The sequence below is a fragment of the Microbacterium arborescens genome, from assembly GCF_049707515.1.
Lineage (GTDB): Bacteria > Actinomycetota > Actinomycetes > Actinomycetales > Microbacteriaceae > Microbacterium > Microbacterium arborescens_B.
This window is the reverse complement of the sequence record NZ_JBNAFI010000002.1, coordinates 72,508-96,357: the sequence shown is the minus strand read 5'-3', so window position 1 is coordinate 96,357 and position 23,850 is coordinate 72,508. Positions and strand designations below refer to the sequence as shown.

Annotated in this window: 21 protein-coding genes; 10 read left to right on the top strand and 11 right to left on the bottom strand. The window is 70.9% G+C overall.

What is annotated here, in order from left to right:
- Nucleotides 1–133: 133 nt before the first annotated feature.
- The 7 genes from ACPYN5_RS04415 to ACPYN5_RS04385 form a co-directional block, all read right to left on the bottom strand.
- Complete coding sequence (locus ACPYN5_RS04415) at nucleotides 134–991, bottom strand: siderophore-interacting protein (protein WP_424447774.1); 858 nt, start codon at nucleotides 989–991, stop codon at nucleotides 134–136.
- A complete protein-coding gene (locus tag ACPYN5_RS04410) occupies nucleotides 988–1,821 on the bottom strand; it encodes an ABC transporter ATP-binding protein (RefSeq protein ID WP_424447773.1) in 834 nt (277 codons plus the stop codon). Before ACPYN5_RS04410 ends, ACPYN5_RS04415 begins: the two co-directional genes overlap by 4 nt.
- Nucleotides 1,814–2,836, bottom strand: coding sequence for a FecCD family ABC transporter permease (locus tag ACPYN5_RS04405; protein WP_424447772.1), 1,023 nt, complete (start codon nucleotides 2,834–2,836; stop codon nucleotides 1,814–1,816). The genes ACPYN5_RS04410 and ACPYN5_RS04405 overlap by 8 nt, the downstream gene beginning before the upstream one ends.
- Nucleotides 2,837–2,850: 14 nt before the next feature.
- Nucleotides 2,851–3,882, bottom strand: coding sequence for a FecCD family ABC transporter permease (locus ACPYN5_RS04400; RefSeq protein WP_424447771.1), 1,032 nt, complete (start codon nucleotides 3,880–3,882; stop codon nucleotides 2,851–2,853).
- Nucleotides 3,879–4,811 (bottom strand): ABC transporter substrate-binding protein, encoded by a 933-nt coding sequence (locus tag ACPYN5_RS04395; RefSeq protein ID WP_424447770.1) that lies wholly within the window; start codon nucleotides 4,809–4,811, stop codon nucleotides 3,879–3,881. The genes ACPYN5_RS04400 and ACPYN5_RS04395 overlap by 4 nt, the downstream gene beginning before the upstream one ends.
- 67 nt (nucleotides 4,812–4,878) lie before the next feature.
- Complete coding sequence (locus tag ACPYN5_RS04390; protein ID WP_424447769.1) at nucleotides 4,879–5,526, bottom strand: NAD(P)H-binding protein; 648 nt, start codon at nucleotides 5,524–5,526, stop codon at nucleotides 4,879–4,881.
- 62 nt (nucleotides 5,527–5,588) lie between these two features.
- Nucleotides 5,589–6,098 carry a bifunctional nuclease family protein gene (locus tag ACPYN5_RS04385; RefSeq protein ID WP_424447768.1) on the bottom strand — a complete coding sequence of 170 codons (510 nt, stop codon included), beginning with the start codon at nucleotides 6,096–6,098 and terminating at the stop codon, nucleotides 5,589–5,591.
- A 76-nt stretch (nucleotides 6,099–6,174) separates the two neighbouring features.
- Between ACPYN5_RS04385 and ACPYN5_RS04380 the strand changes: the two genes are divergently transcribed.
- From ACPYN5_RS04380 to ACPYN5_RS04360, 5 genes are all read left to right on the top strand, one after another.
- Entirely contained in the window at nucleotides 6,175–7,209 is a 1,035-nt protein-coding gene (locus ACPYN5_RS04380; RefSeq protein ID WP_424447767.1) for an LLM class flavin-dependent oxidoreductase, read from the top strand.
- 4 nt (nucleotides 7,210–7,213) lie between these two features.
- Nucleotides 7,214–7,771, top strand: coding sequence for a GNAT family N-acetyltransferase (locus ACPYN5_RS04375; protein WP_424447766.1), 558 nt, complete (start codon nucleotides 7,214–7,216; stop codon nucleotides 7,769–7,771).
- A 114-nt stretch (nucleotides 7,772–7,885) separates the two neighbouring features.
- Complete coding sequence (locus tag ACPYN5_RS04370) at nucleotides 7,886–8,683, top strand: alpha/beta fold hydrolase (RefSeq protein ID WP_424447765.1); 798 nt, start codon at nucleotides 7,886–7,888, stop codon at nucleotides 8,681–8,683.
- 221 nt (nucleotides 8,684–8,904) lie between these two features.
- Entirely contained in the window at nucleotides 8,905–9,186 is a 282-nt protein-coding gene (locus ACPYN5_RS04365) for a GlsB/YeaQ/YmgE family stress response membrane protein (protein ID WP_424447764.1), read from the top strand.
- Nucleotides 9,187–9,455: 269 nt separating this feature from the next.
- Nucleotides 9,456–10,406: an aldo/keto reductase gene (locus tag ACPYN5_RS04360; protein ID WP_424447763.1), complete on the top strand. Its 951-nt coding sequence runs from the start codon at nucleotides 9,456–9,458 to the stop codon at nucleotides 10,404–10,406.
- Between the two features lie 96 nt (nucleotides 10,407–10,502).
- On the opposite strand, the gene ACPYN5_RS04355 is transcribed toward ACPYN5_RS04360, so the two are convergent.
- Both ACPYN5_RS04355 and ACPYN5_RS04350 read right to left on the bottom strand, forming a co-directional pair.
- A complete protein-coding gene (locus ACPYN5_RS04355) occupies nucleotides 10,503–10,784 on the bottom strand; it encodes a hypothetical protein (RefSeq protein WP_424447762.1) in 282 nt (93 codons plus the stop codon).
- Nucleotides 10,785–10,834: 50 nt separating this feature from the next.
- A complete protein-coding gene (locus tag ACPYN5_RS04350; RefSeq protein ID WP_424447761.1) occupies nucleotides 10,835–11,944 on the bottom strand; it encodes a LacI family DNA-binding transcriptional regulator in 1,110 nt (369 codons plus the stop codon).
- A 127-nt stretch (nucleotides 11,945–12,071) separates the two neighbouring features.
- Between ACPYN5_RS04350 and ACPYN5_RS04345 the strand changes: the two genes are divergently transcribed.
- Together ACPYN5_RS04345 and ACPYN5_RS04340 are read left to right on the top strand one after the other, a co-directional pair.
- Nucleotides 12,072–17,471, top strand: coding sequence for a fibronectin type III domain-containing protein (locus ACPYN5_RS04345; RefSeq protein ID WP_424447760.1), 5,400 nt, complete (start codon nucleotides 12,072–12,074; stop codon nucleotides 17,469–17,471).
- Nucleotides 17,472–17,637: 166 nt separating this feature from the next.
- Nucleotides 17,638–18,264 carry a helix-turn-helix transcriptional regulator gene (locus ACPYN5_RS04340; protein ID WP_424447759.1) on the top strand — a complete coding sequence of 209 codons (627 nt, stop codon included), beginning with the start codon at nucleotides 17,638–17,640 and terminating at the stop codon, nucleotides 18,262–18,264.
- Between the two features lie 23 nt (nucleotides 18,265–18,287).
- On the opposite strand, the gene ACPYN5_RS04335 is transcribed toward ACPYN5_RS04340, so the two are convergent.
- Nucleotides 18,288–18,857 (bottom strand): TetR/AcrR family transcriptional regulator, encoded by a 570-nt coding sequence (locus ACPYN5_RS04335; RefSeq protein WP_424447758.1) that lies wholly within the window; start codon nucleotides 18,855–18,857, stop codon nucleotides 18,288–18,290.
- 59 nt (nucleotides 18,858–18,916) lie between these two features.
- On the opposite strand from ACPYN5_RS04335, the gene ACPYN5_RS04330 reads away from it, so the two are divergent.
- Nucleotides 18,917–20,068, top strand: a complete 1,152-nt coding sequence (locus ACPYN5_RS04330) for an MFS transporter (RefSeq protein WP_424447757.1) — start codon at nucleotides 18,917–18,919, stop codon at nucleotides 20,066–20,068.
- 28 nt (nucleotides 20,069–20,096) lie between these two features.
- Here the strand turns inward: ACPYN5_RS04330 and moaA are convergent, their stop codons facing one another.
- Nucleotides 20,097–21,107 (bottom strand): GTP 3',8-cyclase MoaA, encoded by a 1,011-nt coding sequence (moaA, locus tag ACPYN5_RS04325; RefSeq protein ID WP_424447756.1) that lies wholly within the window; start codon nucleotides 21,105–21,107, stop codon nucleotides 20,097–20,099.
- A 197-nt stretch (nucleotides 21,108–21,304) separates the two neighbouring features.
- On the opposite strand from moaA, the gene ACPYN5_RS04320 reads away from it, so the two are divergent.
- Nucleotides 21,305–22,732 (top strand): cytochrome ubiquinol oxidase subunit I, encoded by a 1,428-nt coding sequence (locus ACPYN5_RS04320; protein WP_424447755.1) that lies wholly within the window; start codon nucleotides 21,305–21,307, stop codon nucleotides 22,730–22,732.
- Between the two features lie 10 nt (nucleotides 22,733–22,742).
- Nucleotides 22,743–23,774, top strand: a complete 1,032-nt coding sequence (cydB, locus tag ACPYN5_RS04315; protein WP_424447754.1) for a cytochrome d ubiquinol oxidase subunit II — start codon at nucleotides 22,743–22,745, stop codon at nucleotides 23,772–23,774.
- The last annotated feature ends 76 nt before the right edge of the window (nucleotides 23,775–23,850 follow it).

Sequence of the window (23,850 nt, the reverse complement as noted above, 5' to 3'; positions counted from 1 at the left end):
GTCAGCGTATCGAGACCGTGCCGCACCAACTCCTCAAGGGCGGGTGCGGCTCGCCGCGGGTGCCCCGGAACCACGCCGTCTGCACCCGCCCCACCGAGCGATCATGAGGAGTCGGCGCGAGCGACCCGCGGCCTCAGCCGACGAGAGGGCCGCCGTGCCGCCAGTAGCCGAGAAACGAGATGCGGTCCTTAGCGACGCCGACCTCGCGCGTGAGTAGACGGCGGATGCCGGTGACGACGCCGGACTCGCCCGCGAGCCAGGCCCCGAACCCGGGGTCCGCAGCCGCCGCCTCGCCGTGCTCGTCGGCCCACGCTCGCACGGCGCCCGCGAGCGCGTCGTCGCCCGCGCGGTGGCGCACGCGGGTCACGTCGGCGCGTTCGGCGAGCGCCGCCGTGACGAGGTCGTCTGCAGCATCCGCCGCACCGACGATCACGTGGGCGCGGGCACCGTCCGGCAGGGACCCGACGATGTTGCGGAGCGCGGGGAACGCCGTCTCGTCGCCGACCAGGAGGAACCGGTTCGGGTCGCCGGGCGTCCAGTGGATGCCGTACCCGGTCCAGCCCATGCGCGCGTCGGGACCCGTGATCACGAGCGGGTCGCCCGGGCGTGCGGCGATCGCCCACGCCGAGGCGGGCCCGGCGGGCTCGTGCAGGAAGAAGTCGACATCGATCTCGCGTTCGGCCACCCGGATCGCCGAGGGCGTGTACGTCCGGAGTACGTTCCGCTCCCGCTCATCGAGTGTCCGCCACCGCGAATACCAGTCGGAGGGATGCGGGGTCGGCTCATCGAGCAGGCCGAACTCGGCGAGGCCCGGGCCGGGGCGACCCGGCAGGGGCAGCACGACCTTGATGCGCTGATCGAGCCCCCAGGGCGCGAAGTGCTCGAGCGCGTCGCCGCGGAGGGTGACGCGGACGAAGCCCGGGCTGAGGCGGGCGACGGCGGCGACCTCGACGACGAAGGCACTGTAGGCCCACGGGCGATCCGGGGTCATCTCGGCTCCTCCCCCGCGCTCGTGACGGTCCGCCGCGCGCGCAGCGGGACGACGAGCGGACCACCGGTGATCGGGTCGTCGACGACGACGTTCGCGAGCCCGAAGACCTCGTGCACGCGAGCGCTCGTGATGACCTCGGCCGGGGTCCCCTCGGCGAGGATACGGCCGCCGCGCATAGCGACGATCCGGCTGGCGTAGCGCGCAGCGTGATTGAGGTCGTGCAGCACGGCGACGATCGTGCGGCCGCGCTCGTTCAGCTCGGCGAACAGTTCCATGAGCTCCACTTGGTGGGCGACGTCCAGGAAGGTCGTCGGTTCGTCCAGCAGCAGCAGCCCGGTCTCTTGAGCAAGGACCATCGCCACCCAGACGCGCTGGCGCTGCCCTCCCGAGAGAGCATCGACGGGGCGCGATGCGAGCTCCGTCGTCGCCGTCGCCGCCAGCGCCTCGTCGACCGCGACGTCATCGGCGCTCGACCACTGGCGGAACAGGCCCTGGTGCGGGTAGCGGCCTCGGCCCACGAGCTCGCGGACGGTGATCCCCTCGGGTGCGATCGCCGTCTGCGGAAGCAGCCCGAGCCGGCGGGCGACCTCCTTCGCGGGCAGCTCGGCGATGGCCCGACCGTCGAGGACGACGCGCCCCGCGCGCGGCGCGAGCAGGCGGGACATGCCTCGCAGGAGCGTCGATTTGCCGCACGCATTCGGACCGATGATGACGGTGAACGAGCCCGGCTCGATCTGCACCGACAGATCGCGCACGATCTCGGCGCCGTCGTAGGCGAGGGTCACCGATTCGGCGGCGAGCGGGGTCGCGGATGAAGACGGGTCAGGCACGGCGGCGAACCTCCAGCACGATCATGAGGACGAGATAAGCGCCGCCGAGAGAGACGGTCACGACGCCGACGGGAAGCGGAGCGGGCAGCAGGTGCTGGGCGATGAGGTCGGAGGAGATCAGCAGAACCGCTCCGGTGAGGGCGGAGAGGCCGAGCGACAGGTGAGGTGCGCGCGCGAGCAGCCGACCCACCTGCGGGGCAGCCAGTGCGATGAACGCGATCGGCCCGCCGACGGTGGTCGCCGCAGCCACCAGCACGACGCCCACGAGCAGCGCGAGGCTGCGGACGAGGTGCGGACGCGCACCGGTCGCCGCGGCGAGGTCGTCGCCGAGCTCGAGCTGCCGCAGCCGCGGTACGAGCGCGAAAGCCCCCACCACGAACGGTGCCGCGCAGGCGAGCGTGCCGGCGACGGCCGGGGCGGTGACGCCGTTGAGGGTGCCGGCACCCCAGGCCGAGGCGAACATGGCGGTCTCGAGCTCGATCTGCAGCAGCATCCAGGTGTTCAGCGACGCGAGCATCGCCGAGACGCCGATGCCCACGATGATGAGGCGGAACCCCTGCAGTCCGCCGCGCCAGGCCAGCATCCAGATCGCGGCGGCCGTCGCCAGCCCTCCGATGAGCGAGCCTCCGACGAGGACGGGCCAGCTCGACGACACCAGGACCAGCGCGGCGAGCATCCCCGTGAAGGCGCCGCTCGAGAGCCCGAGGATGTCGGGACTCGCGAGCGGATTGCGGGTGACGGTCTGGAACAGCGCCCCGGCGATGCCGAGCACCGCTCCCACCCCGAGCGCCGCGAGTGCGCGGGGCAGCCGCCACTCGCGAACGACGGTCTGCACGAGCGCGTCGTCGCTCGCGCCCGCCAGCGCCGCGATGACGTCGCGCGGGGCGACGGGGAACGTGCCGGCGCCGAGGGCGATCACCAGCAGCACCGCCGCGACGACGAGGGCACCGAGCCCGACGATGAGGCTGCGCCGGCGCAGCGAGACGTGCAGCGGTCCGGCGTGAAGGCGCAGCATCCGGGGTGCCCCGCTCACAGCGCGCTCGCCCGACGTCGCCGCGCGAGCGCGATGAGGATCGGAGCCCCGACGAACGCGGTGACGATGCCCACCGGCAGCTCCGCGGGTGCGATGAGGATGCGCCCGACGACATCCGCGGCGAGGACGATCACGGGGGCGAGCAGGGCGCTGACGCCGAGGATGACGCGCTGGTCGGCCCCGAAGACCCACCGGGCGATGTGCGGCACCATCAGTCCGACGAACGAGATCGGTCCCGCCAGCGCGGTCGCCGCTCCCGCCAGGAGCGTGACCGCGACGATGACGCCGATCCGGATGCCGCGCACGTTCGCGCCCTGAGCCTGGGCGACGTCGTCGCCGAGCGCGACCGCGTTCAGCCCGGGGCCCAGCACCGCCGCCAGCACCAGCCCCGCGGCGATGAACGGTGCGACCGGCCCGATCGTGTCCCAGCCGCGGCCCAGCAGCGACCCGGCGTTCCAGCTGCGCATGGCCTCGAAGGCATCCGGGTTGCTCAGCGCGATGCCGGTCGTGACGCCCGAAAGCACAGCCCCGAGAGCGACGCCCGCGAGCGTGAGCCGGATCGGGCCCGCCGCCCCGCGTCCGCCCGAGCCGATGACGTATACGGCGACCGTGACGGCGAGCGCGCCGGCGAAGGCGAACCACACCGCTCCCGAGGTCGTGCGGACGCCGAGGACCGCCATGCCGAGCGCGACCGCGAGGGCGGCGCCGGCATTGACGCCGAGGATGCCGGGATCGGCGAGCGGGTTCCGGGTGAACGCCTGCATGAGCGCCCCGGCGACGCCCAACGCGGCGCCGGCGAGCAGACCCACGACGGTTCGCGGGATGCGGAGCTCGGCGACCACGAACGTCGCTTCGGGCGTGCCCTTCCCTTGGAGCACGGCCACGACGGTGCCGGGTGAGAGCGAGTTCGCCCCGACCGCGAGGGACAGCCCGGCGACGAGCACGAGCACGAGGACGAGGACGCCGACCAGGACGAGGCTGCCGGTGGCAGTTGCGCCGGCTCTCGAACGCGCGACCTTCGAGCTCACCGCCCGTCGAGGTGGCGCTCGATGTCGTCGAGCACGCTCTGCGCTCCGCGCGGACCGACGCCGGCCACCCAGGTGCTCGTGTCGACCAGCGTCACCGAGGGGAAGGCATCCGCGTTCTGCGTGATCGCGGCCGGCACCGCCGACGCGTCGGTCACATCGGATGCCGTGACGAACACCGCATCGGCTCGCGCGTCGAGGACGTTCTCGGGAGAGATGTCGGCCTGGATACCGTCCGCCCAGTCGTGCTCCGGAGTCGTGTAGCCGACGCACTCGAGCAGGCTGCCGGCGAACGACACGGGTCCGTAGAGGCTGAGGGTGGTCTCGTCGCGGGGACGGATGACCTGGGCGGTCTGCCCGGCGACGTCGTGCTCCTCGCCGATCTCGGCGCACCGGTCGTCGACGGCCGAGATCTGCGCGGCGACCTCGTCCTCGCGTCCGAGCGCCTCGCCGATCAGCTCGGCGTTGTCGCGCCAGGGGTCGGCCTGCGTCGCGATGAAGACGGTCGGCGCGATCGCGGACAGCTGGTCGTAGAGCTTCGAGTGCCGCGCCTCGGTTCCGAGGATGAGGTCGGGTTGGAGCGCGGCGATGGCCTCGAGATCGGGCTCGGGAACGGTTCCGACCGGTTCGACGCCGTCCACGCCGAGGTATGCCGGGATGCCGGCGACGTTGCTCGCGACCGCGGCCCCCACCGGCGTGATGCCGACGGAGACCGCGGTGTCGAGCTCGAGGGGCTCGAGGGTCACGACCCGCTGCGGCTGTCCCGGAACCTCGGTGACGCCGCGCGCGTGCTCGACGGAGCGGAGCGCGGTGCTCGACTCGGGAGCCGCATCCGCAGCCGAGGGTTGCGCGGCGCAACCTGCCACGACGATAGCCGCGGCGGCCGAGACGGCGAGGGCGCTCAGGGCGCGCCGGACAGGACGAGACAGCATAGGGGGCCTTCCCTCGGATCGATCTCGCGGACTCCCGCGATGAGGCAAGGCAACCCTAACAAAAGCCTCAGCCGGCTGTGATCGCCTCTGCGATCGGGGTGTCGCCGCCGGTGAACTCGATCGTGCGACCGGCGGTCGCGGGCTCGGCGAGGACGGCCGCGATGACCGCCGCGACATCGCCGCGCGACACGGACTGCTCACCCGACCCGCCGACGGTGATCTTGCCGGTCGGTTCGTCGAGCGTCAGAGCGCTCGGCGCGACGATCGTCCAGTCCAGCCCGCTCTCGCGCAGGTGGGCGTCGGCCTCGGCCTTGGCCTCCGCATAGGCGTAGAACGAGTCGTCCTCGGGCACGCCGTGGTCGGGGCCGGCACCGAAGTACGACACCATCACGTAGCGACGGACGCCTGCCGCGACGGCGGCATCGATCGAACGGATGGCCGCGTCGCGATCGACGGCCCAGGTGCGTGCGGCATCCCCTCCCCCGGCTCCCGCGGCCCAGACGACCGCGTCGTTGCCGCTGAGCAGGTTGGTCAGCTGGTCGACGTCGAACGACTCGACGTCGGCGACGAGCGGGGTCGCGCCGGTGGCGACGATGTCCGACTCGTGGTCGCGATTGCGGATGACGGCGGTGACGGTGTCGCCGCGCTCGGCGAGCTGAGGCTCCAGGCGCAGCGCGACCTTGCCGTGGCCTCCGATGATGAGGATGCGGGACATGGGTGTTCCTTTCGTCGGGGGGTGGTGGATCGGGAGGCGGCTGCGCCGGCGCGATCGGCCGGTCAGCCGCGGAAGTCGTCGGGGTCGATGTCGTCGAGGAACTCGCGGAACTCCGCGACCCGCTGCTCGGCGGCCTCGGGGGTCTCCGCGCCCTCGGGCGCTTCGCTCACGGTGTCGGGGATGCCGGCCTCGGCGAGCACGTCGTCGGCGACGAAGATCGGCGCACCGGCTCGGGAGGCGAGGGCGATCGCGTCGGAGGGACGGGCGTCGACCACGCGCGACCCCGTGAGGGCGGTCACGGTGACCTCGGCGTAGAACGTGCCGTCATCGATCCGGGTGACCTCGACACGGTCGACACTGGCGTCGGTCGCGTCGAGCAGCCGGATCATGAGGTCGTGTGCGAGCGGACGCGGCGGCGACACGCCTTCGATGGCCACCAGGATGGACGTGGCCTCCTGCGCGCCGATCCACACGGGCAGCACCCGGTCGGACAGGGCGTCGACCGGCTTGAGCAGAATGACGTGCTGCTGGGCGGGATCGAGCGCCACCCCGAGAACGCGGACCTGGACCATGACACCTCCCGGGGTCGGTTTCGCCCAGCCTATGCACGGGGGAATGCGAGAGGGGCCATCGTCGTTGCCGCTTGACATGCAGCGTTTCGGCACTCTCTCGTTCGGTCACTACGGCCCGCTAGGCGGCGGGCGCGAGCTCACCGCGGGTGACTCGCTGCGGCAGGCGATCGACCTCGCACAGGGCATGGACGACCTCGGCGCCGTCGGCGCCTACTTCCGCGTGCACCACTTCGCACGGCAGCAGGCCTCCCCGATGCCGCTGCTCGCCGCGATCGCCGCGACGACGAAGAACATCGAGATCGGCACGGGCGTCATCGACATGCGATACGAGAACCCGCTGTACCTCGCCGAGGAGGCAGCGGCCGTCGACCTCATCTCCGAGGGACGACTCGCACTGGGCGTGAGCCGTGGTTCACCCGAGACGGTCGTCCGCGGCTACGAGGCGTTCGGCTACACCGGATCGCAGGATCCCCGCGGCGCCGACATCGCCCGCGAGCACTTCGACACGTTCCTCCGCGCCATCGAGGGCGAGGGCCTCGCCGAACGCGACCCGAACAGCCCGTTCGGCGGCGGCAGCGGGATGCAGCGCATCGAGCCGCACTCCCCCGGACTGCGCTCGCGCATCTGGTGGGGCGCCGGCAACACCGATTCCGCCGAGTGGGCCGGCCGCCGGGGCGTCAACCTCATGTCGTCGACGCTCCTCACCCAGGCCGACGGCACCCCTTTCGACATCCTGCAGGCGCAGCAGCTCGACGCGTTCCGCGCCGCATGGCGCGAAGCCGGGCATCCCGGTGAGCCCCGCACGTCGGTCAGCCGGTCGATCTTCCCGATCACGACCGCCGAAGACGAGCTGTACTTCGGCGGCAGCAACGAGCAGGACGGCATCGGGTACATCGACGGCATGCGGTCGACCTTCGGCAAGACCTACGCCGCCGCGCCCGACGTGCTCGTCGAACAGCTGCTGCAGGATGCCGCGGTCATGAGCGCCGACACGCTCATGCTGACGATCCCCTCGCAGCTCGGCGTCGAGTTCAACCTGCGCATCGTCGAGTCGTTCGCGAAGTACGTCGCGCCCGCCCTCGGTTGGAAGTCGGCGCCCGCCGCCGTCTGATCCCATGGCAGCCACTGCGCCCGCATCGCCGATCGAGCTGGTCCGCATCGATCCGGCGGGAGCCGACCGCGAGGAACTGATCGCGTTCATGACGGGTGAGGTGTTCCCGTTCCACGTCGGCACGCGGCTCACGCGCGAGCAGGTCGAGGACGGCATCGCCGCCGGGCGGTACCGCGACGAGGACAACGACTCGTTCTGGATCGACCACGTCGAGCACCGCCGCATCGGATTCTTCCGCCTCGAGGAGATCAGCGACGGCGCTCCGTTGTTCGACCTGCGCCTCGCGTCGGTGTGGCGGGGACGCGGCCTCGCGAAGGATGTCCTGAAGACGGCGGCAGAGCACGTGTTTACGACGATGCCCGACGTCGACCGCTTCGAGGGGCAGACCCGCGAAGACAACCGTGCGATGCGACGCACCTTCGAGGCCTGCGGCTGGGTGCAGGAGGCTTATTACCGCGAGGGATGGCCCGTCGAGGGGGCGGAGCCCCTGGGGTCGGTGGCGTACAGCATCCTCCGCCGCGACTGGGAGACTGGCGAGGTCACACCGTTGCGCTGGTCGTAGCTGCGGCTCGAGCACGCACCCTCGCGCCGAGAACGCTCCAACCGGGGTGCGTTCTCGCGGGGACGGTGCGTACTCGCCGGTCGACCGGCCGGCGCGGCATCCGAGAATGGACGGATGATGCAGCACCGGCGCACGATGATCGACCGTGACGGCGTGTCGCTCGCGGTGACCGAGGCGGGCGGGTCGGGCCCGGCGGTTCTGTTGCTGCACGGGCTGGCGGGCAGCGCGCGCGAGCTCATGCCGACCGCTGCGGCGCTCACCGACCGTCACCGGGTGCTGCTGCTCGACCAGCGCGGCCATGGTCTCAGCACGCGGCGGCCCGACGACCTCTCGCGCGACGCGTTCGTGGCGGATGCCGTCGCCGTGATCGAGCGGCTCGCACCCGGCGAGCGAGTGGCGCTGGTGGGTCAGTCGATGGGCGCGCACACGGCGTTCCTCGCCGCGAGCCGCCGCCCCGATCTGGTCAGTCGGCTCGTGATGCTGGAGGGGCACCCGGCGGGGAGCGCCGATCCACAGGAAGCCGCCGATCTCGGCGCCTTCTTCGCCTCGTGGCCGACCCCGTTCGCCGACGCCGCAGCCGCGCGGGCCTTCCTGGGCGACTCGCCGCTCACCGAGGCTTGGGTCGCCGACCTCGAGGAGACGCCGTCGGGATTGCGGCCCCGCTTCGACGCCGACGTCATGCAGGCCGTGGTCGCGGCGGTTCACGAATCGCGATGGGCGGAGTGGGAAAGCCTGGCGGTGCCGACGACCGCCGTCTTCGCCGACCGCGGCATGTTCTCCGCCGAGCAGCAGGCCGAACTCGCCGCCCGGCGCCCGGGCACCCGCATCCTGCCCCTCCCCGACGGCAGCCACGACGCCCACCTCGACGCGTTCGCGGCCTGGGTCTGCGCGCTGCGCGAGGCCCTCGCCTGACGTATCTCTCGCGAGCACGCACGATCGTCGCGGCGGGCTCCGTGCAGCGTGCGGTCTTGCGGGTGTGGTGCGTGCTCGCGCCGCGCGCGGCGACGCCAGAGGGTACAGCCAGTGCGGGCATGAGCTCAAGGCCGACAGGGCTTTCGCTCGTCTCCCCGTAGTCTTTCGGGGCCCCCGGGCGCCACTACGGCGCCTGTTCCAGCAAAGAAAAGAGAAGCACCATGCTGTGGACGATCCTCGGTCTCATCCTCGTCGGACTGATCGCCGGCTTCATCGCTCGTGCCGTCATCCCCGGCAAGCAGAGCATCGGCATCCTGATGACCATCGTGCTCGGCATCATCGGCTCGTTCGTCGGTGGTTTCCTCGGGTTCCTGATCTTCAACCACAGCCCGGAAGGCGGCTTCCTGCAGCCCTCCGGCATCATCGGTTCGATCATCGGCGCGATCATCGTGCTCGGCATCTACGTGGCCGTCTCGCGTCGGGGTTCCGCTCGCAAGCGCTGAGCGACCGCTCACCCACCGCGACGGCGGGGCTGGCAGCTGCCGGCCCCGCCGTCGGTGTTTTCGGCGATGGCGGGCCGCTGGTTTGTCACCGGCCGGTCGCCGCAACCCCTCAGATTCGGGCCGCATCCGGGTACTGCAAGCCGGAACGGCCCGGATCAGCTTCGGATACGAGGAGTCAGCCCGACGCGTGCGGTCAGCCCGACGTGTGCGGTCAGCCCGCCCAGCCCCCGGACCGGAATACCCGGGCGACGGCGCACCTTGAACCGATCATGAGCACGATCGGAAACAGCGACCTATCCGTCTTCCCCCTCGCCCTCGGCGGCAACGTCTTCGGCTGGACAGCCGACCGCGACGCGTCGTTCGCGATCCTCGACGCCTTCGTCGAAGGCGGCGGCAACTTCGTCGACACCGCCGACTCGTACAGTGCGTGGGTTCCGGGCCACAGCGGCGGTGAGAGCGAGACGATCATCGGAGAGTGGCTCGCCGCCCGCAGCCGCCCCGAGGTCGTCGTGGCGACCAAGGTCAGCCAGCATCCCGACTTCCGCGGCCTTTCGGCATCGAACGTCCGCGCAGCGGCCGAGGCCTCACTGAAGCGCCTCGGCGTCGAGGCCATCGACCTCTACTACGCGCACTTCGACGACGAGGAGACTCCGCTCGAGGAGACGGTCGGCGCATTCGGACAGCTCGTTGCGGACGGTCTCGTGCGTCACATCGCCGTGTCGAACTACACCGCCGAGCGGATCCAGGAGTGGCTGCGCATCGCCGATGAGACCGGCGTCGCCCGCCCCGTGGCCATCCAGCCGCATTACAACCTCGTTCACCGCAACGAGGTCGAAGAGACGATCGTCCCGATCGCCCAGCGCGAGAACCTCGGCCTCGTGCCGTACTTCGCCCTTGCGAAGGGGTTCCTGACCGGGAAGTACCGCTCGACGGATGTCGCGGGCCACGACTCTCCGCGCGCCGAGGGCGCCGCGGTATACGCCACCCCCCAGGGGTTGCAGATCATCGACACACTCGAGCGCATCGGCGCCGCGCACGACGTGTCGATCGCCTCGGCGGCGCTCGCCTGGCTGCGCCTGCAGCCGACCGTCGTCGCCCCGATCGCGAGCGCCTCGCGACTCGAGCAGGTGCAGGGGCTGCTCGACGGCGGCCGCGTCGAGCTGACGGCCGACGAGGTAGCCGAGCTCACGCGTGTGTCGGAGTGGACGCCCACGGCCTGAGCCGCGGCATCCGCCCGGACCGGTGACGGTCGCGATTCTCCGATTCCGGATGCCGGATCCCGCGCACCCGTCAGCGGCCTAGTCGCTCGCCGCGGATCAGGGCCGCCAGAGGCCGACGGTGACCATGATGAGGACGATCGCGGCGATCAGCGTGATCCACCCGCCCGCCGTCCCGCGCGATGGCCCCTCCGCGGCGGGGAGACCCAGCTCGGCACGGATGCGTGCCAGCTCATCATCGATCTCCTGGCGCCGCCGGTGCGACCAGTTGTGCGCGTAGGACGGACCGGCCGTGTCACCCGTGTAGAGCTCTCGCCGCTCCTCCTCCAGCCGCGCCATGCGCGCGCGCAGTTCGTCGGGCGTCATCGGCTCGGAACCCATCGGCACTCCTCGTCCTCGGCGATCTCCCCAAGCTTGTCGGTCACCGTCCCTCAGCGCCGCCGGTCGAGGGCGGTGGACTCCCGCGCGTGCAGCGTCGGCAGCACGTGCGTGCGCTGAACCGGGCGCTTCGGTCCGTCGACCAGCCGGGCGATGAGCGTCTCGACCGCCAAGCGGCCGATGTGCTGCTTGGGCGGACGCAGCGCGGTGATGGCCGGCTCCGCGCTGGCGGCGACCTCGTCGTCGTACGCGACGATCGCGAGGTCGTCGGGCATCACCCAGCCGACGTCGCGCGCCTGCTGCTGCAGCAGCACGGCCTGCGGGTCGGAGTGCACCAGCAGCGCCGTCGTGCCGGTGGCGCGGCATTCGACGAGCAGGTCCGACACCGCGCGCTCACGGGCCGTGGCATCCAGATCGTCGAGCGAGATGTCGCGGTCGATCGTCGGCACGAGGCCGTCGTCCTCGACCGCCTGTCGCCAGCCGCGTCGCAGTCGCGGCGAGGTGGGTGACCCCGCGGAGGCGACGAAGCCGACCCGGACGTGCCCGCGCGCCAAGAGGTGCGCCGCCGCGAGCGAGCCCCCGAAGACGTGGTCGGTCGTGACCGACTCCAGCCGCGTGAGGGTCAGATCCGACGGCGCCGAACGTTCGGCGAGGACGACGGGGATCGGCAGCGCGTCGAGCCAGTGGAGGAGCGCCGCGCCGTCGGCGCCCACGACCTCGGGGGCGACGATCAGGCCGTGCAGCGTTCCCGACTCCAGCAACGACGAGATCTGCCGGCGCTGGTCGTCGACCGAGTAGCTGGCGCCGCGCAGCACGAGCTGCACGCCGCCGTCGGTCGCGGCTGCCCGCGCGCCGATGACGACCTGCGGCCAGTAGTAGGTCAGCGAGGGCACCACCATCCCGACGCGGAACAGGGGCGGGCGGATGCCGCCGACGCCGAGCGGCACGGTGGTGTCGAGACGACTGCGCAACGTCGCGCCGCCGTGCACGCGGGTGAGAAGCCCGCGGTCGGCGAGGTATCCGATGTCTCGGCGGATGGTGAGCTCGGCGACACCGAGTCGAACGGCGAGATCCGCCACCCGGACCGAGCCGGCGGAGCGGAGCTCGTCGAGGATGCGCTCGCGGCGGGAGACCGCGAAACCTGCCGCCGCCGGCTCGTCCACGGCATCCACTGTATCGATCGTTCAGATTCGAGTGTGTTCGATCATGTTCGCTTTGCTCGCGTGATCGGATTGCCGGTGGTTCCCTCGGATCACCCCCACTGGACCTTCACCGACGAGGAATCCACCGATGGCAAAGATGTCATGGGCTCGGGCGCTCGCGCCCGTCGCCGCCGCTCTCATTGCGACGACCGGCTTGGTCGTTCCCGCAACCGCGGCGAGCGCCGCACCCCCACTCCCCGCCGCCGCGGCATCCCCATCCGACGAGCTGCCCACCCTCACCTACGACGACGTCGCCGAATGGGCCGAGCTGCTGGTCAACGGCGAGGACGTCGAGCGCGACGCCGCCGGCTCACCCTTCAACACCTTCGGCGGCTTCGGGTCGGTCTCGTGCAACAACACCTCCAACCTGCTGCTGGACTACAAGGAAGAGCATCCCGACGTCTACTGGCGCATCCTGCGGATGCTGTTCGACCCGGTCGAGGGCGCGGGGCTGAAGCACATCAAGGTCGAGCTCGGCGCCGACAACAACACCTCGTCCGGCACCGAGCCCGCCACCAAGCGAGCCGCCGACGAGCCCGCCAACGTGCTGCGCGGCGCCGGCTTCCACTTCATCGCCGACGCCAAGTCGATCAACCCGGACATCGAGGTCGAGGCGCTGCGCTGGGGCGAGCCGTCGTGGACGAAGGCGCAGCCGGACCTGCGCTACCAGTGGTACAAGGAGACGATCGACGCCGCCTACGACACCTACGGCGTCGAGTTCGACTACCTGAGCCCGTCGCAGAACGAGGTCCACGCGAACTACATCGGTGCCGAGCTCGCCTGGACGGTCGACTTCGCGAAGCGTCTCGAAGCCGATGCGCAGGCCGAGGGCGCACGCTACGACTACTCGAAGGTCAAGATCGTCGCACTCGACTCCTACCGAAACGTCGGCCAGGTCTCGCGAGCCATCCTCGCCAGCCCCGAGGCGCTCGAGCAGGTCGATGCCGTCGGCTACCACTACGACATCGCAGGCGACCCGGCGCTGACTCGCCTGAACAAGGAGTTCGGGATGGAGGTGCTGTACTCCGAAGGCGTCGCGCCGATGATCGATCCCGAGTACCGCGTGCAGGCCGACCCGGCGCGCGGCGGCATCGGCGGCACGGTGGGCGCGGTCGACATCGCCGATCGCTTCATCAACGCCTACCGGTGGAGCGGATCGAACGCCGACCCGGGTCACATGACGACCTTCCTCTTCCAACCCGCCGTCAGCGCGCTGTACGAGGGCTCGCAGTACTCTCCGAAGCACCTGATCCGGGCCTCCGACCCGTGGTCGGGCTACTACGAGGGCGGGGTGGGCATCACGCTCGTCCGCCACTTCACGCAGTTCATCGACGAAGGCTGGGAGTACATCGAGGGCGCCTCGGGCGGCGACGGGCAGAAGGGCGACGGCGGAACCGTCGTCGACACCTCGACGCGCACCGCGCTGACGTTGCGCACCCCCGAGGCGGATGTCGCCGCCGGCGACGAGCTCGAGTTCAGCCAGGTGCACGCCAACAACACCAAGACGGTGCGCAACTTCGAAGTCAAGGTCGCCAACCTCGACACCGACGACGACACCCCGCTGTACGTCTGGGAGACGACCGGACCGGATGCCGGTGACGCGTTCGACGCCGACTGGTTCCAGAACACCGGCAAGGTCGTGCCCGTCCGCACCGAGACGAAGGACGGCGTCGAGTACGATGTCTACCGGGTGCAGGTTCAGCCGTACTCGATCCTGACGCTCGCGACGCAGCAGCACGGCATCCACGGCGCCGCGGCCGACTATGCCAGCGGTCAATACGCCGCCACCGCGAGCGACGACGTCCTGCCGCTGCCGTACACCGACGACTTCGAATACGCCGGCTACGCCGTCGAGGACGTCCACGGCACCCCGATGGACTACGTCACGCGACGCGGCGGCTCACCGCGCTACACCGCCGACCAGAACGGCGCCTTCGAGGTGATCGGAACGGACGACGGCAACGTCGTGCACCAGGCAATCCACGCCGACAACCGCGGGTACACCTGGAACGTCTGGGGCGACGGCTCGCAGCGGAACCCGTCGACCACGACGCCCGCGACGGTGCTCGGCGATCACACGTGGACGAACTACACCGCGAAGATCGACTTCCGTCTCGACGGTGTCGTGCGCGACTCCTCGCTGGCGAACTTCGCTGGTCTCGGCGTCCGCCAGACGACGACCGAGGGCACCGGGGCGGACCTCGCGACCTACACCGCCCGAGTGCACGCCGACGGCACGTGGGAACTGCGCAAACTCGGCCAGAACGTCGCCACCGGCACGGTGTTCATGTTCGACGCCGACGCGTGGCACGAGCTCGAGGTCGAGGCGCGAGAGAACGTCATCTCCGTGCGACTGGATGGAGAGCAGCTCGGCACCTACGCCGACACGACACCGAACCCGATGATGGCCGGACGTGTCTCGATCGTCAGCGGGTACTACAACACGCAGTTCGACGACCTCGCGGTCACCCCGATCGAAGACCTGTCCTGGCACGCGGTGAAGGTCGACGACGCCGACGCCCAGGCGCGCATCTCGTACCCGCAGGGCTTCTCGTTCACGCAGGCCGGTTATGCGCACTTCAACCGCACGCAGCACGTGGTCGCGGCGGGGCGCTCGTTCGCCTTCGACCTCGACGGCACCGGCTTCAACCTCAACGGCGCCACCGGAACCGCGGTGCTCTCGATCACGGTCGACGCCGACCCGGCGCGCACGGTCTCCGTCTCGGGCGTCGGCAACCGCCAGACCTCGGCGTGGGTACGCGGCCTCGATGACGGTCCGCACCGCGTGACGGTCCAGGTCGTCTCGGGCACCTTCAGCCTCGACAGCATCGACCTGCTCGTCGGCGGGTCGGGCGGCGGCACGGCCGATCCCGAGCTGCGACCGGTCGAGGTCCTCACGGCGCTCCCGCGCCTGACGACGGCTCCCGCCGTGATACCGGCGCTCCCCGAGACGGTCCGCGCCCGGAGCGAGGCCGGCGGCGAGATCGACGCCCCCGTGACATGGAGCACGACCCCCGGCCAGTTCGGCACCGCGTACGACCTCGTCAAGGTCGACGGCGTGTTCCCCGACAACCCGTCGCTGGCTGTCAGCGCCTACATCGAAGTGGTGCCCGCGGGCATCCGCTACTTCGTCGACGCCAACGCCCCGACCGACGCCCCGTCGTACCCTGCGGTGCGGGCTGCCGCGACCGATACGCTCCGAAACGCCGCACCCGACGCCGCCTACTCGGCGAGCGCCGGGTGGGGCCGTGTCGGATCGGCGTCGGCGAAGGGCCGTCTGAATCAGACGCCCTACGACAAGACCCGTGAGACCGGGTGGTACAGCGCGAACGCCGGGACTCCCCTCGTCTACCGCTTCGCACTGGATGCCGGCGAGTACGACATCGCGACCGGTCACACCGAATGGTGGAACCCGGGCTCGGGGCGCAGCCGCGTCGTGGCGGGGACCGTGGAGTACGCTGCCGGCGGCGAGACGGTGCGGGTGCCCTTCGGCACGCACACCTTCGTCAACGGCAGCATCGGCCAGAGCGCGGTGCTGCGGGGCGGGTTCACTCTCGATGCATCGGCCGAGGTGACGGTCCGCATCTCGGGCACCGGCGGCACCGAGGCGCCGGCCCTCAGCTGGATCGGCATCGCTGATCACGCTGAGACCGCCGACCGCACCGACCTCGCGGACGCCCTCGTCGAGGCGACGACCGCCCCGCGACAGGCATATACGCCCGAGACCTGGCAGGCCCTCCGCGACCAGGGCCTCGCGGCGAAGACCGTCCATGACGACCCGAGGGCGACGCAGGAGCAGGTGGATGCCGCCGCCGCGGCGCTGCGCGCGGCCATCGACGCTCTCGTCGAGGTCGCCTACCTGGCGCTGCCCGACTACCGCATCGCCGTCGAGGCGGGCGAGGACCTCGAGCTGCCCGAGACCGTCGAGCTCGCCACCCGCAGCGGTGCGACGCAGGAGGTAGCCGTGCAGTGGCAGGAGACGCCGGCCACCGAGACGCCCTACGCGGTCGTCCCGGTCACAGGTCGCGCCGGTCAGACACCGGTGACGCTTCAGCTCGAGGTCGTGCCCGACGGCGTCGTCGCCTTCGTCGATGCGGCGGCCACGCAAGGCGCCGCGGATCCGGAGGCGGCGGGACTGTCTCCCGTGTTCGACGCCGTCGCCGAGCTCCGCGGAGATGCGCTGATCGGCGAGATGCCCGACGCAGTCTTCAGCGACGCGACAGGGTGGGGCTTGCGCAACCCGGTCGGCTCCGGCGAGAACTATGTCGGCCTCCGCGCTCGCAGCACCGGCGTCTACGACAAGAGCCGCACCACCGGCTGGTGGGCGAGCTCGGGCGGGTCCATCGACTACGGGTTCACGCTGCCCGCCGGCTCGTACGAGCTGACGAGCGGGTACCAGGAGTGGTGGAGCACGACGCGCCAGATCGCGCCGAGCGTCGACATCGCCGGCGAGCGGATCGCCGGTGACCCGGTGAACCTGTCGGGGTCTGCACCCCAGGGCACCTCGACGATCGCGTTCACGCTCGATGAGGAGGCGGTGGTGGACTTCCGGGCCGCGCGCGGCAACGGGACGGCCGACCCTGTGCTCAGCTGGATCGCCATCGCCGACGTCACCGCGCCGAGCACGCCGACCGGCGTTACGGCAGAGGCGACATCGACGACGACAGCGACGGTGTCGTGGCAGGCTCCGGCGGGCGCCGGCCTCCGATACGACGGCTTCCGTGTGTTCGTCGGCGACGCCACCGAGCCGGCGTGCGACGTGGCATCCGAGGTCACGACATGCGACGTGACCGGCCTGACCGCGGGCGGCACGTACGACATCGCCGTCGTCGCGTACGACGCCGACGCCGAGAGTGAGCGCGCCGCGGTGCGTCTCGTCCTTCCCGAGGTGCCCGCCGACGACGCCCGCACAGCGCCGGGCACCGCCGTTCTGAGCTCGGACGAGGGGTGGGACACGGGCCTGAAGGACGGCACGTTCCGGGTGACGATGAACCTCTGGTGGGGGCAGAACGGCTCGCTGTTCAAGCTGTTCCGCGACGGCGAACTGGTCGGAACCGTTCCGCTGCAGCTGGCGAGCGGCCCGAGCGCACAGCAGGCGGTCGTCGATGTCACCGGGCTCCCGAACGGGACGTACCGCTTCACCGGCGAGCTCGTGAACTCCCGCGGCACGACGGCGACGGCGCCTCTGACGGTGACCGTGACCGATGCCTCCCCCGGTACCCCGGTCATCGCGCACGACAACGGGGACGGCGACGGCACGTACACCGTCCGCGCCGACATGTGGTGGGGGACGAACGCGTCGTCGTACCGCTTCCTCGAGGACGGCGTCGAGGTGGGCGCGGGAGATCTGGCGGTCGCGAGCCCCCGATCCCAGTCGGCGACACTGGCTGTGACCGGCAAGACTCCCGGCCGGTATCGGTACGTCGTCGAGTTCGCCAATGCGGCCGGGGTGACGGTGAGCAAACCGCTCGTGGTGACGGTGCGCTGACGCCCCGCCGGAGAATCGCACGAACTCCGGAGCCTTGCCCGAGCAGGCTCCGGGGTTCGTCGTTTTCTCCGGGGTTCGCACGCCCGCCGGCCCCTGAATGCGAGCAAACCCACAAACTTCTCTGTGTGGTATGACCACAGACGATTTTCCGTGTTTAATGGGTGTCATGAGCACCGCGACCGTCGGATACAGCGCCATCTCGAGCTACTCCCGCGTGGAGATCCTGCACCTCATCCAGGAGCAGCCGCGCCGGACGATCTCAGAGCTGCAGGAGGCGACGGACCTGCACCCCAACACGATCCGCGAGCACCTGGCACGCCTGATCTCCGACGGCTTCGTCGTGGGAGAGAGGGAGCACCGCACCACCCGCGGCCGCCCGCGCGTGCTCTACAGCGCCGCCGACGGCGACGCGACCCGCAGCGCCATCCAGCACCGGAAGGTGCGGGATGCCGCGCAGCGCGGCGACCTCATGCGTCGCGTCCTCACCCTCGAGGTCCCCGACGTGCTCGAGACCCGTGCCCTGCATCAGATCGACGCACTGGTCGAGGAGCTCGAGGACGAGGGCTTCGACCCGGTGATCGACGAGAGTACTCTCACCGTCGATCTCACCCCGTGCGCCCACGCCACCGCCCAGGCCGACCACCGCGAGGTGCTGTGCAGCGTGCACCTGGGCCTGCTCCAGGGCGTGCTGACCGAGGCGGGCGGGCCGCTCGCCGTCGACGGCATGCGCTCCTCCTGCGACCCGTCGGTGTGCATCATCCAGCTGCTGCACGCAGCGACGACGCACGACTGACCGTGCGGCTCTGACCCGCGGGTTCAGCTCCGAGCGGCGGCGACGAGCAGCGCCGCGGTCGTCCGCGCGAGATCGGCGCTGCGATGACCCGGCTCACGCAGTCGCATCGCCAGATCGCCGGTGACGACGAGCAGCAGCCGTTCCGCGAGCTCGCCGGCCCCGGCCCCGGCGACCGGGCGCGCGAGCTCCGTCAACCGGAACCGCATTCCGTCGGTGTCGGCGCGCACGGCGGATGCGACCTCGGGCGGCGGGTCGGCGTACTCCGCGGCGGCGCCGAGGAACGCGCACCAGCGCGACCCCCGCGGCTCGTCGCGGAAGGCTTCGAGCGCGTCGAAGATCGCGAGCAGCCGAGCCTCGTCGCCGGTCGCGCGCGCGACGGCGGCATCCCACACCTCCCGCCACGTGCGCTGGCGTCGATCGAGCGCGGCGGCCAGCAACGCCTCTTTGCTGGCATAGCCGCGGTAGAGCGTGGCGGCCGACACGCCCGCGCGGGCGATCACGGCGTCGATCGGAGTGGCTGTGATGCCACGAGTGAAGAAGAGGTCTTCGGCGGCGTCGAGGATCCGTTCCTCGGTCGTCGCTCGCAATCCCATGCGAGCACTCTATGCTCAGGAAAGTGAAACGATCGTTTTTGTTTTGGCGCGGGTCGCTGGTGGCCTCGGGCGTCGCGCTCATCGCGGCGACCTACGGGCTCGTGCGGCTCGCCTTCGGCCTGCATCTGCCCGCGATGAGCGCGGACCTCGGGGTCGACACCGCCGCCGCCGGACTCGTCTCGGCGGCCGGGTCGATCGTCTACGCCGTGTCGGCGCTCGCGGGCTTCCTCACCGCGGAGCGTCACCCGCGTCTGCTGGTCGTCGTCGCGACCGTCACGGCCGGCGGCGGGGCGATCGGGATCGCCTGTGCGACCGGTGCCGCAAGCCTCGCACTCGCCGCCGCGGTCGCATCCGCCGGCGCCGGGCTGGCATCACCGGCACTCGTGCGCATCATCGCGCGCACATTCGCGGAGCGCGACGCGAGCACGCCGCAGGCCATCGTCAACGCGGGCACGGGCCCGGGCCTCGCGATCGCCGGCCTCATCGCTCTCGCGTTCGCGGCTGACTGGAGGTGGTGCTGGGCGATCGCCGCCGGGGCGACTCTCGCGGCCGGGATCGCCGTTCTCGCCACCGACCGGGCCGGCCGCGCCGCGCCGGGCGACCGCAGCGCAGCAACGCCGGATGCGGCGCGCCTGCCTCCGCGAGAATGGTGGGCGCCCCACCGGCACGGGGTCGTCGCATCCGTTCTTCTGGGGGTCGGGGCCGCCGCGATCTGGAACTACGGCCGGGTCGCCATGGTCGACGCCGGAGCGTCGGACGCGGCCTCGGCGATGGCATGGGTGCTGCTCGGATGCGGCGGCGCCGCCGTGATCGCGACATCGCGACCTCTCCGACGGCTCCAACCCCGCCAGCTGTGGGCGATCGGCGCGAGCCTCATCGCCGTCTCGATGCTCGCACTCGGCACGGCCCCGTCTCACCCGGTCATCGCGGCGGGCGCCTGCACGCTCTTCGGCTGGGCCTACGTCGCAGCCTCGGGCGCCCTCATCGGTTGGACGACGCAGATCGATCCGTCGTACGCCGCGGCCGGAACCGCCCTGCTGTTCGTCGCGTTCATGGTCGGCCAGGCGGCCGGCGCAGCAGCGCTCGGCGCCCTCCTCCCCCTCGGCGGCCCCGCGGTCGGGTTCGCCGCAGCGGCCGTCGTCTCCCTCGCCGCCGGCGCGAGCCTGACGCCGCCGTCGAGGGCTCGAGGTGCGGTCGAGCCCGTGTCGTAGCGCCCCGGGAGCGGACCGCGCGTGCGACCTACCCGCCGATCGCGTTCATGCCTCGCGCCGGCTGCAGGAAGCCGGGGTCGTCGATGGCGTGGCCGGCCTTCTTGCCGGCGATGCAGTTGCGCAGCACGCGGTCGACCCGGGCGGCGCGGGCCACGGGCGGCGCATCGGAGCGCAGCACCGGCAGCAGATCGTACTCGTCGATGGAGAACAGGCAGTTGCGCAGCTGGCCGTCCGCCGTCAGCCGCATCCGGTCGCACGCGCCACAGAAGGGCGCGGTCACCGACGCGATGACCCCGACCGTGTGCGGGCCGCCGTCGAGACGCCACCGCTCGGCGGGAGCGCCGCCACGCCCCGGCACCGGCTCGAGCGTCCAGCGCTCGGCGAGCGCGCCGAGGATCTCGTCGCGGGTGACCATCGTCGACCGGTCCCAGGTGTGCCCGGCATCCAGCGGCATCTGCTCGATGAACCGCATCTGCGCGTCGTGGGCCATGGCGAAGGCCACGAGGTCGGCGAGCTCGTCGTCGTTGACGCCCCGCATCGCGACGGCGTTGATCTTCAGCGGCCGAAGCCCGGAGGCCTGGGCGGCACGCACGCCGTCGAGCACGTCGTCGAGGCGGTCTCGTCGTGTGAGGGTGCGGAAGCGTTCGCGGTCGAGGGTGTCGAGCGAGATGTTCAGGCGCGCAAGTCCGGCCGCGACGAGGTCGGGCAGCACCTCGGGCAGGCGGATGCCGTTGGTCGTCATCGCGATCTCGATGGGGCCGCTCGGCGACTCGAGCGCGGCCAGGCGACGGACGATCTCGACGATGTCGGTGCGCAGCAAGGGCTCTCCGCCGGTGAGGCGGAACGTCGTGATCCCGGCGGCGGCAGCGACCGTGGCGACCTCGACGATCTCATCGAGGGTGAGGATGCTCTGCCGCGCGAGCCATTCGTTCCCCTGCTCGGGCATGCAGTAGGTACAGCGCAACGAGCAGCGGTCGGTCAGCGAGATGCGCAGGTCGCGGTGGACCCGGGCGAATCTGTCGACGAGTGGCTCCCCCATGGGTCGAGCGTAAGCGGCGCGGCGGTGCACGCGGGTCGAGCGGGGCGGATCCACACTTTTCCTTCTGTGGTCTGACATCAGCTTGCCGAGTGGTCAGACCACGCGTAGCATTATTTCCGGCCGACCCCGAGACCGGGGAAAACCACCCTCGATACCTTCAGCCTGTCGAAACCCCGCCGCCCGAAAGGCACGCCCCGATGGACTTCCTCGATCCGCTCCTGCTGGCCCGCTGGCAGTTCGGGCTGACCACGCTGTACCACTATCTCTTCGTCCCACTGACCCTCGGGATGGCGCTGGTGGTGGCGATCTTCCAGACGGTCTGGCACCGCACCGGCGACGTGAAGTGGCTGCACCTGACCCGCCTGTTCGGGAAGATCTTCCTCATCAACTTCGCCATGGGCGTCGTCACCGGCATCGTCCAGGAGTTCCAGTTCGGCATGAACTGGTCGGCCTACTCCCGGTTCGTGGGCGACGTCTTCGGCGCACCGCTGGCGTTCGAAGGCCTCCTCGCCTTCTTCTTTGAGGCGACCTTCATCGGCCTGTGGATCTTCGGCTGGGACAAGCTGCCGAAGGCGCTGCACCTGCTCTCGATCTGGATGGTCGTGCTCGGTTCGACCCTGTCGGCGTACTTCATCCTCGCGGCGAACGCGTTCATGCAGAACCCCGTCGGGTACCAGATGGCCGCCGACGGCGGTCGTGCCGAGCTCATCGACATCGGCGCGGTCCTGACGAACCCCGTGGTGCTCGCCGCCTTCCCGCACACGATCTTCGCCGCGTGGATGTTCTCCGCCGCCGTCGTCATCGCCGTCGCCGCCTGGCACCTCTCGCGCGCCCAGCACATCGAGACGATGCGCCCCGCTCTGCGCTTCGGGATGTGGGGCATGATCGCGTCGTTCGTCGGCGTCGCCATCTCGGGCGACCAGCTGAGCCTGGTCATGGTGGCCACCCAGCCGATGAAGATGGCCGCGGCAGAGGCGATGTGGAACAGCGCGTGCGGCGCCGACGCATCCTTCTCGATCTTCTCTCTCGGCACCCCCGATGGAACGGAGGAGATCTGGTCGCTGCGCGTTCCGTACCTGCTGTCGTTCCTCTCGACGCACACGTTCGACGGCTGTGTCGAAGGCCTGAACGACCTGCAGGCCCAGTACACCGAGACGTTCGGCGCCGGCGTCGACTACCGGCCGATCGTCTGGGTCACCTACTGGTCGTTCCGGTGGATGATCGGTCTCGGCGGCGCCGCAACCCTCGTCTCGGTCGGCGGCCTCTGGCTGACTCGCAAGAAGGCGCGGCGCCCCGTCGCCGGTTGGATGTGGAGGGTCGCGATCTGGTCGGCTCCCCTCCCCCTCCTCGGCAGCCTCGTCGGCTGGGTGTTCACCGAGATGGGTCGCCAGCCCTGGATCGTCTTCAGCCTCATGCTCACCGAGGACGGGGTGTCGCCCAACGTCCCCGGATGGACGGTGCTCATCTCGCTCCTCGCGTTCACCGCGATCTACGCCTCGCTCGCGGTCGTCGAGTTCGGCCTGATCCGCAAGGCGGCCCAGCAGGGTCCCGACCCGCTGCCCGAACCGGGCTCACCCGAAGCCGGAAACCCCTCGGCTTCGCACAGCCGCACCACCGTCTACTGAGGAGCACGCCATGGATCTCGCATATGTCTGGTTCTTCATCGTCGGTGTCCTCTTCGTGGGCTACTTCGTCCTCGACGGTTTCGACTTCGGCGTCGGGATGTCGCTGCCCTTCCTCGGCAAGGACAACGTCTCGCGGCGTCAGATCATCAACACGATCGGCCCGGTCTGGGACCTCAACGAGACGTGGGTGATCGTTGCAGGCGCGTGCCTGTTCGCCGCCTTCCCCGAGTGGTACGCGACCCTCTTCAGCGGGTTCTATTTGCCGCTGCTGCTCATCCTCATCGCCCTCATCCTGCGCGGCGTCTCGTTCGAGTACCGGCATCAGCGCGACGACGCCACCTGGCGCAAGCGCTTCGACCTCATGATCGTGGTGGGATCGGCGCTCCCCGCCTTCCTCTGGGGGGTCGCTGTGGCCAACATCGTCCAGGGCGTGCCGATCGATGCCGACAAGGAGTTCACGGGCACCCTCCTCACGCTGCTGAACCCCTATGGACTGCTGGGCGGCGTCGTCACGCTGCTGCTCTTCTTCACCCACGGCGTCTACTTCATCGCGCTCAAGACCGACGGACAGGTCCGCGAGCAGGCCCGCCGGCTCGCCACGAGATCGGGACTGCTCGCGCTCGTGGCCGCGGCGTGCTTCCTGGCCTGGACCGTCCTCTCGGCGATGGAGGCGCAGGCGCCGCTGCTCCCGCTCGTCTTCGTCACCGCGGCGGCGGCGGCGCTCCTGCTCATCGGCGCCATCCTCGCCAACGCGGTGGGCCGTGAGGGGTGGGCCTTCGCCGGCGGCGCGGGCACCGTCATGTTCGCGGTGCTGACCCTCTGGCTCTCCCTGTTCCCGAATGTCATGCCGTCCTCGACCGATCCGGCCTGGAACCTGACGATCGAGAACGCCTCGTCGACCGACTACACGCTCACGATCATGACCTGGGCGGCCGTCATCTTCCTGCCCCTCGTGCTGCTGTACCAGGGCTGGACGTACTGGGTGTTCCGCAAGCGCGTCACCCGCGCCCGCATCGAGGAGGCCGAGCTCGTCGCGCACTGAACACGACGCCGGCATGCCTGTGAGCCGCGCAATCGCCCCGGCGCCGCGGCATCCCCACCCGGCGGTAAGGCAGGAT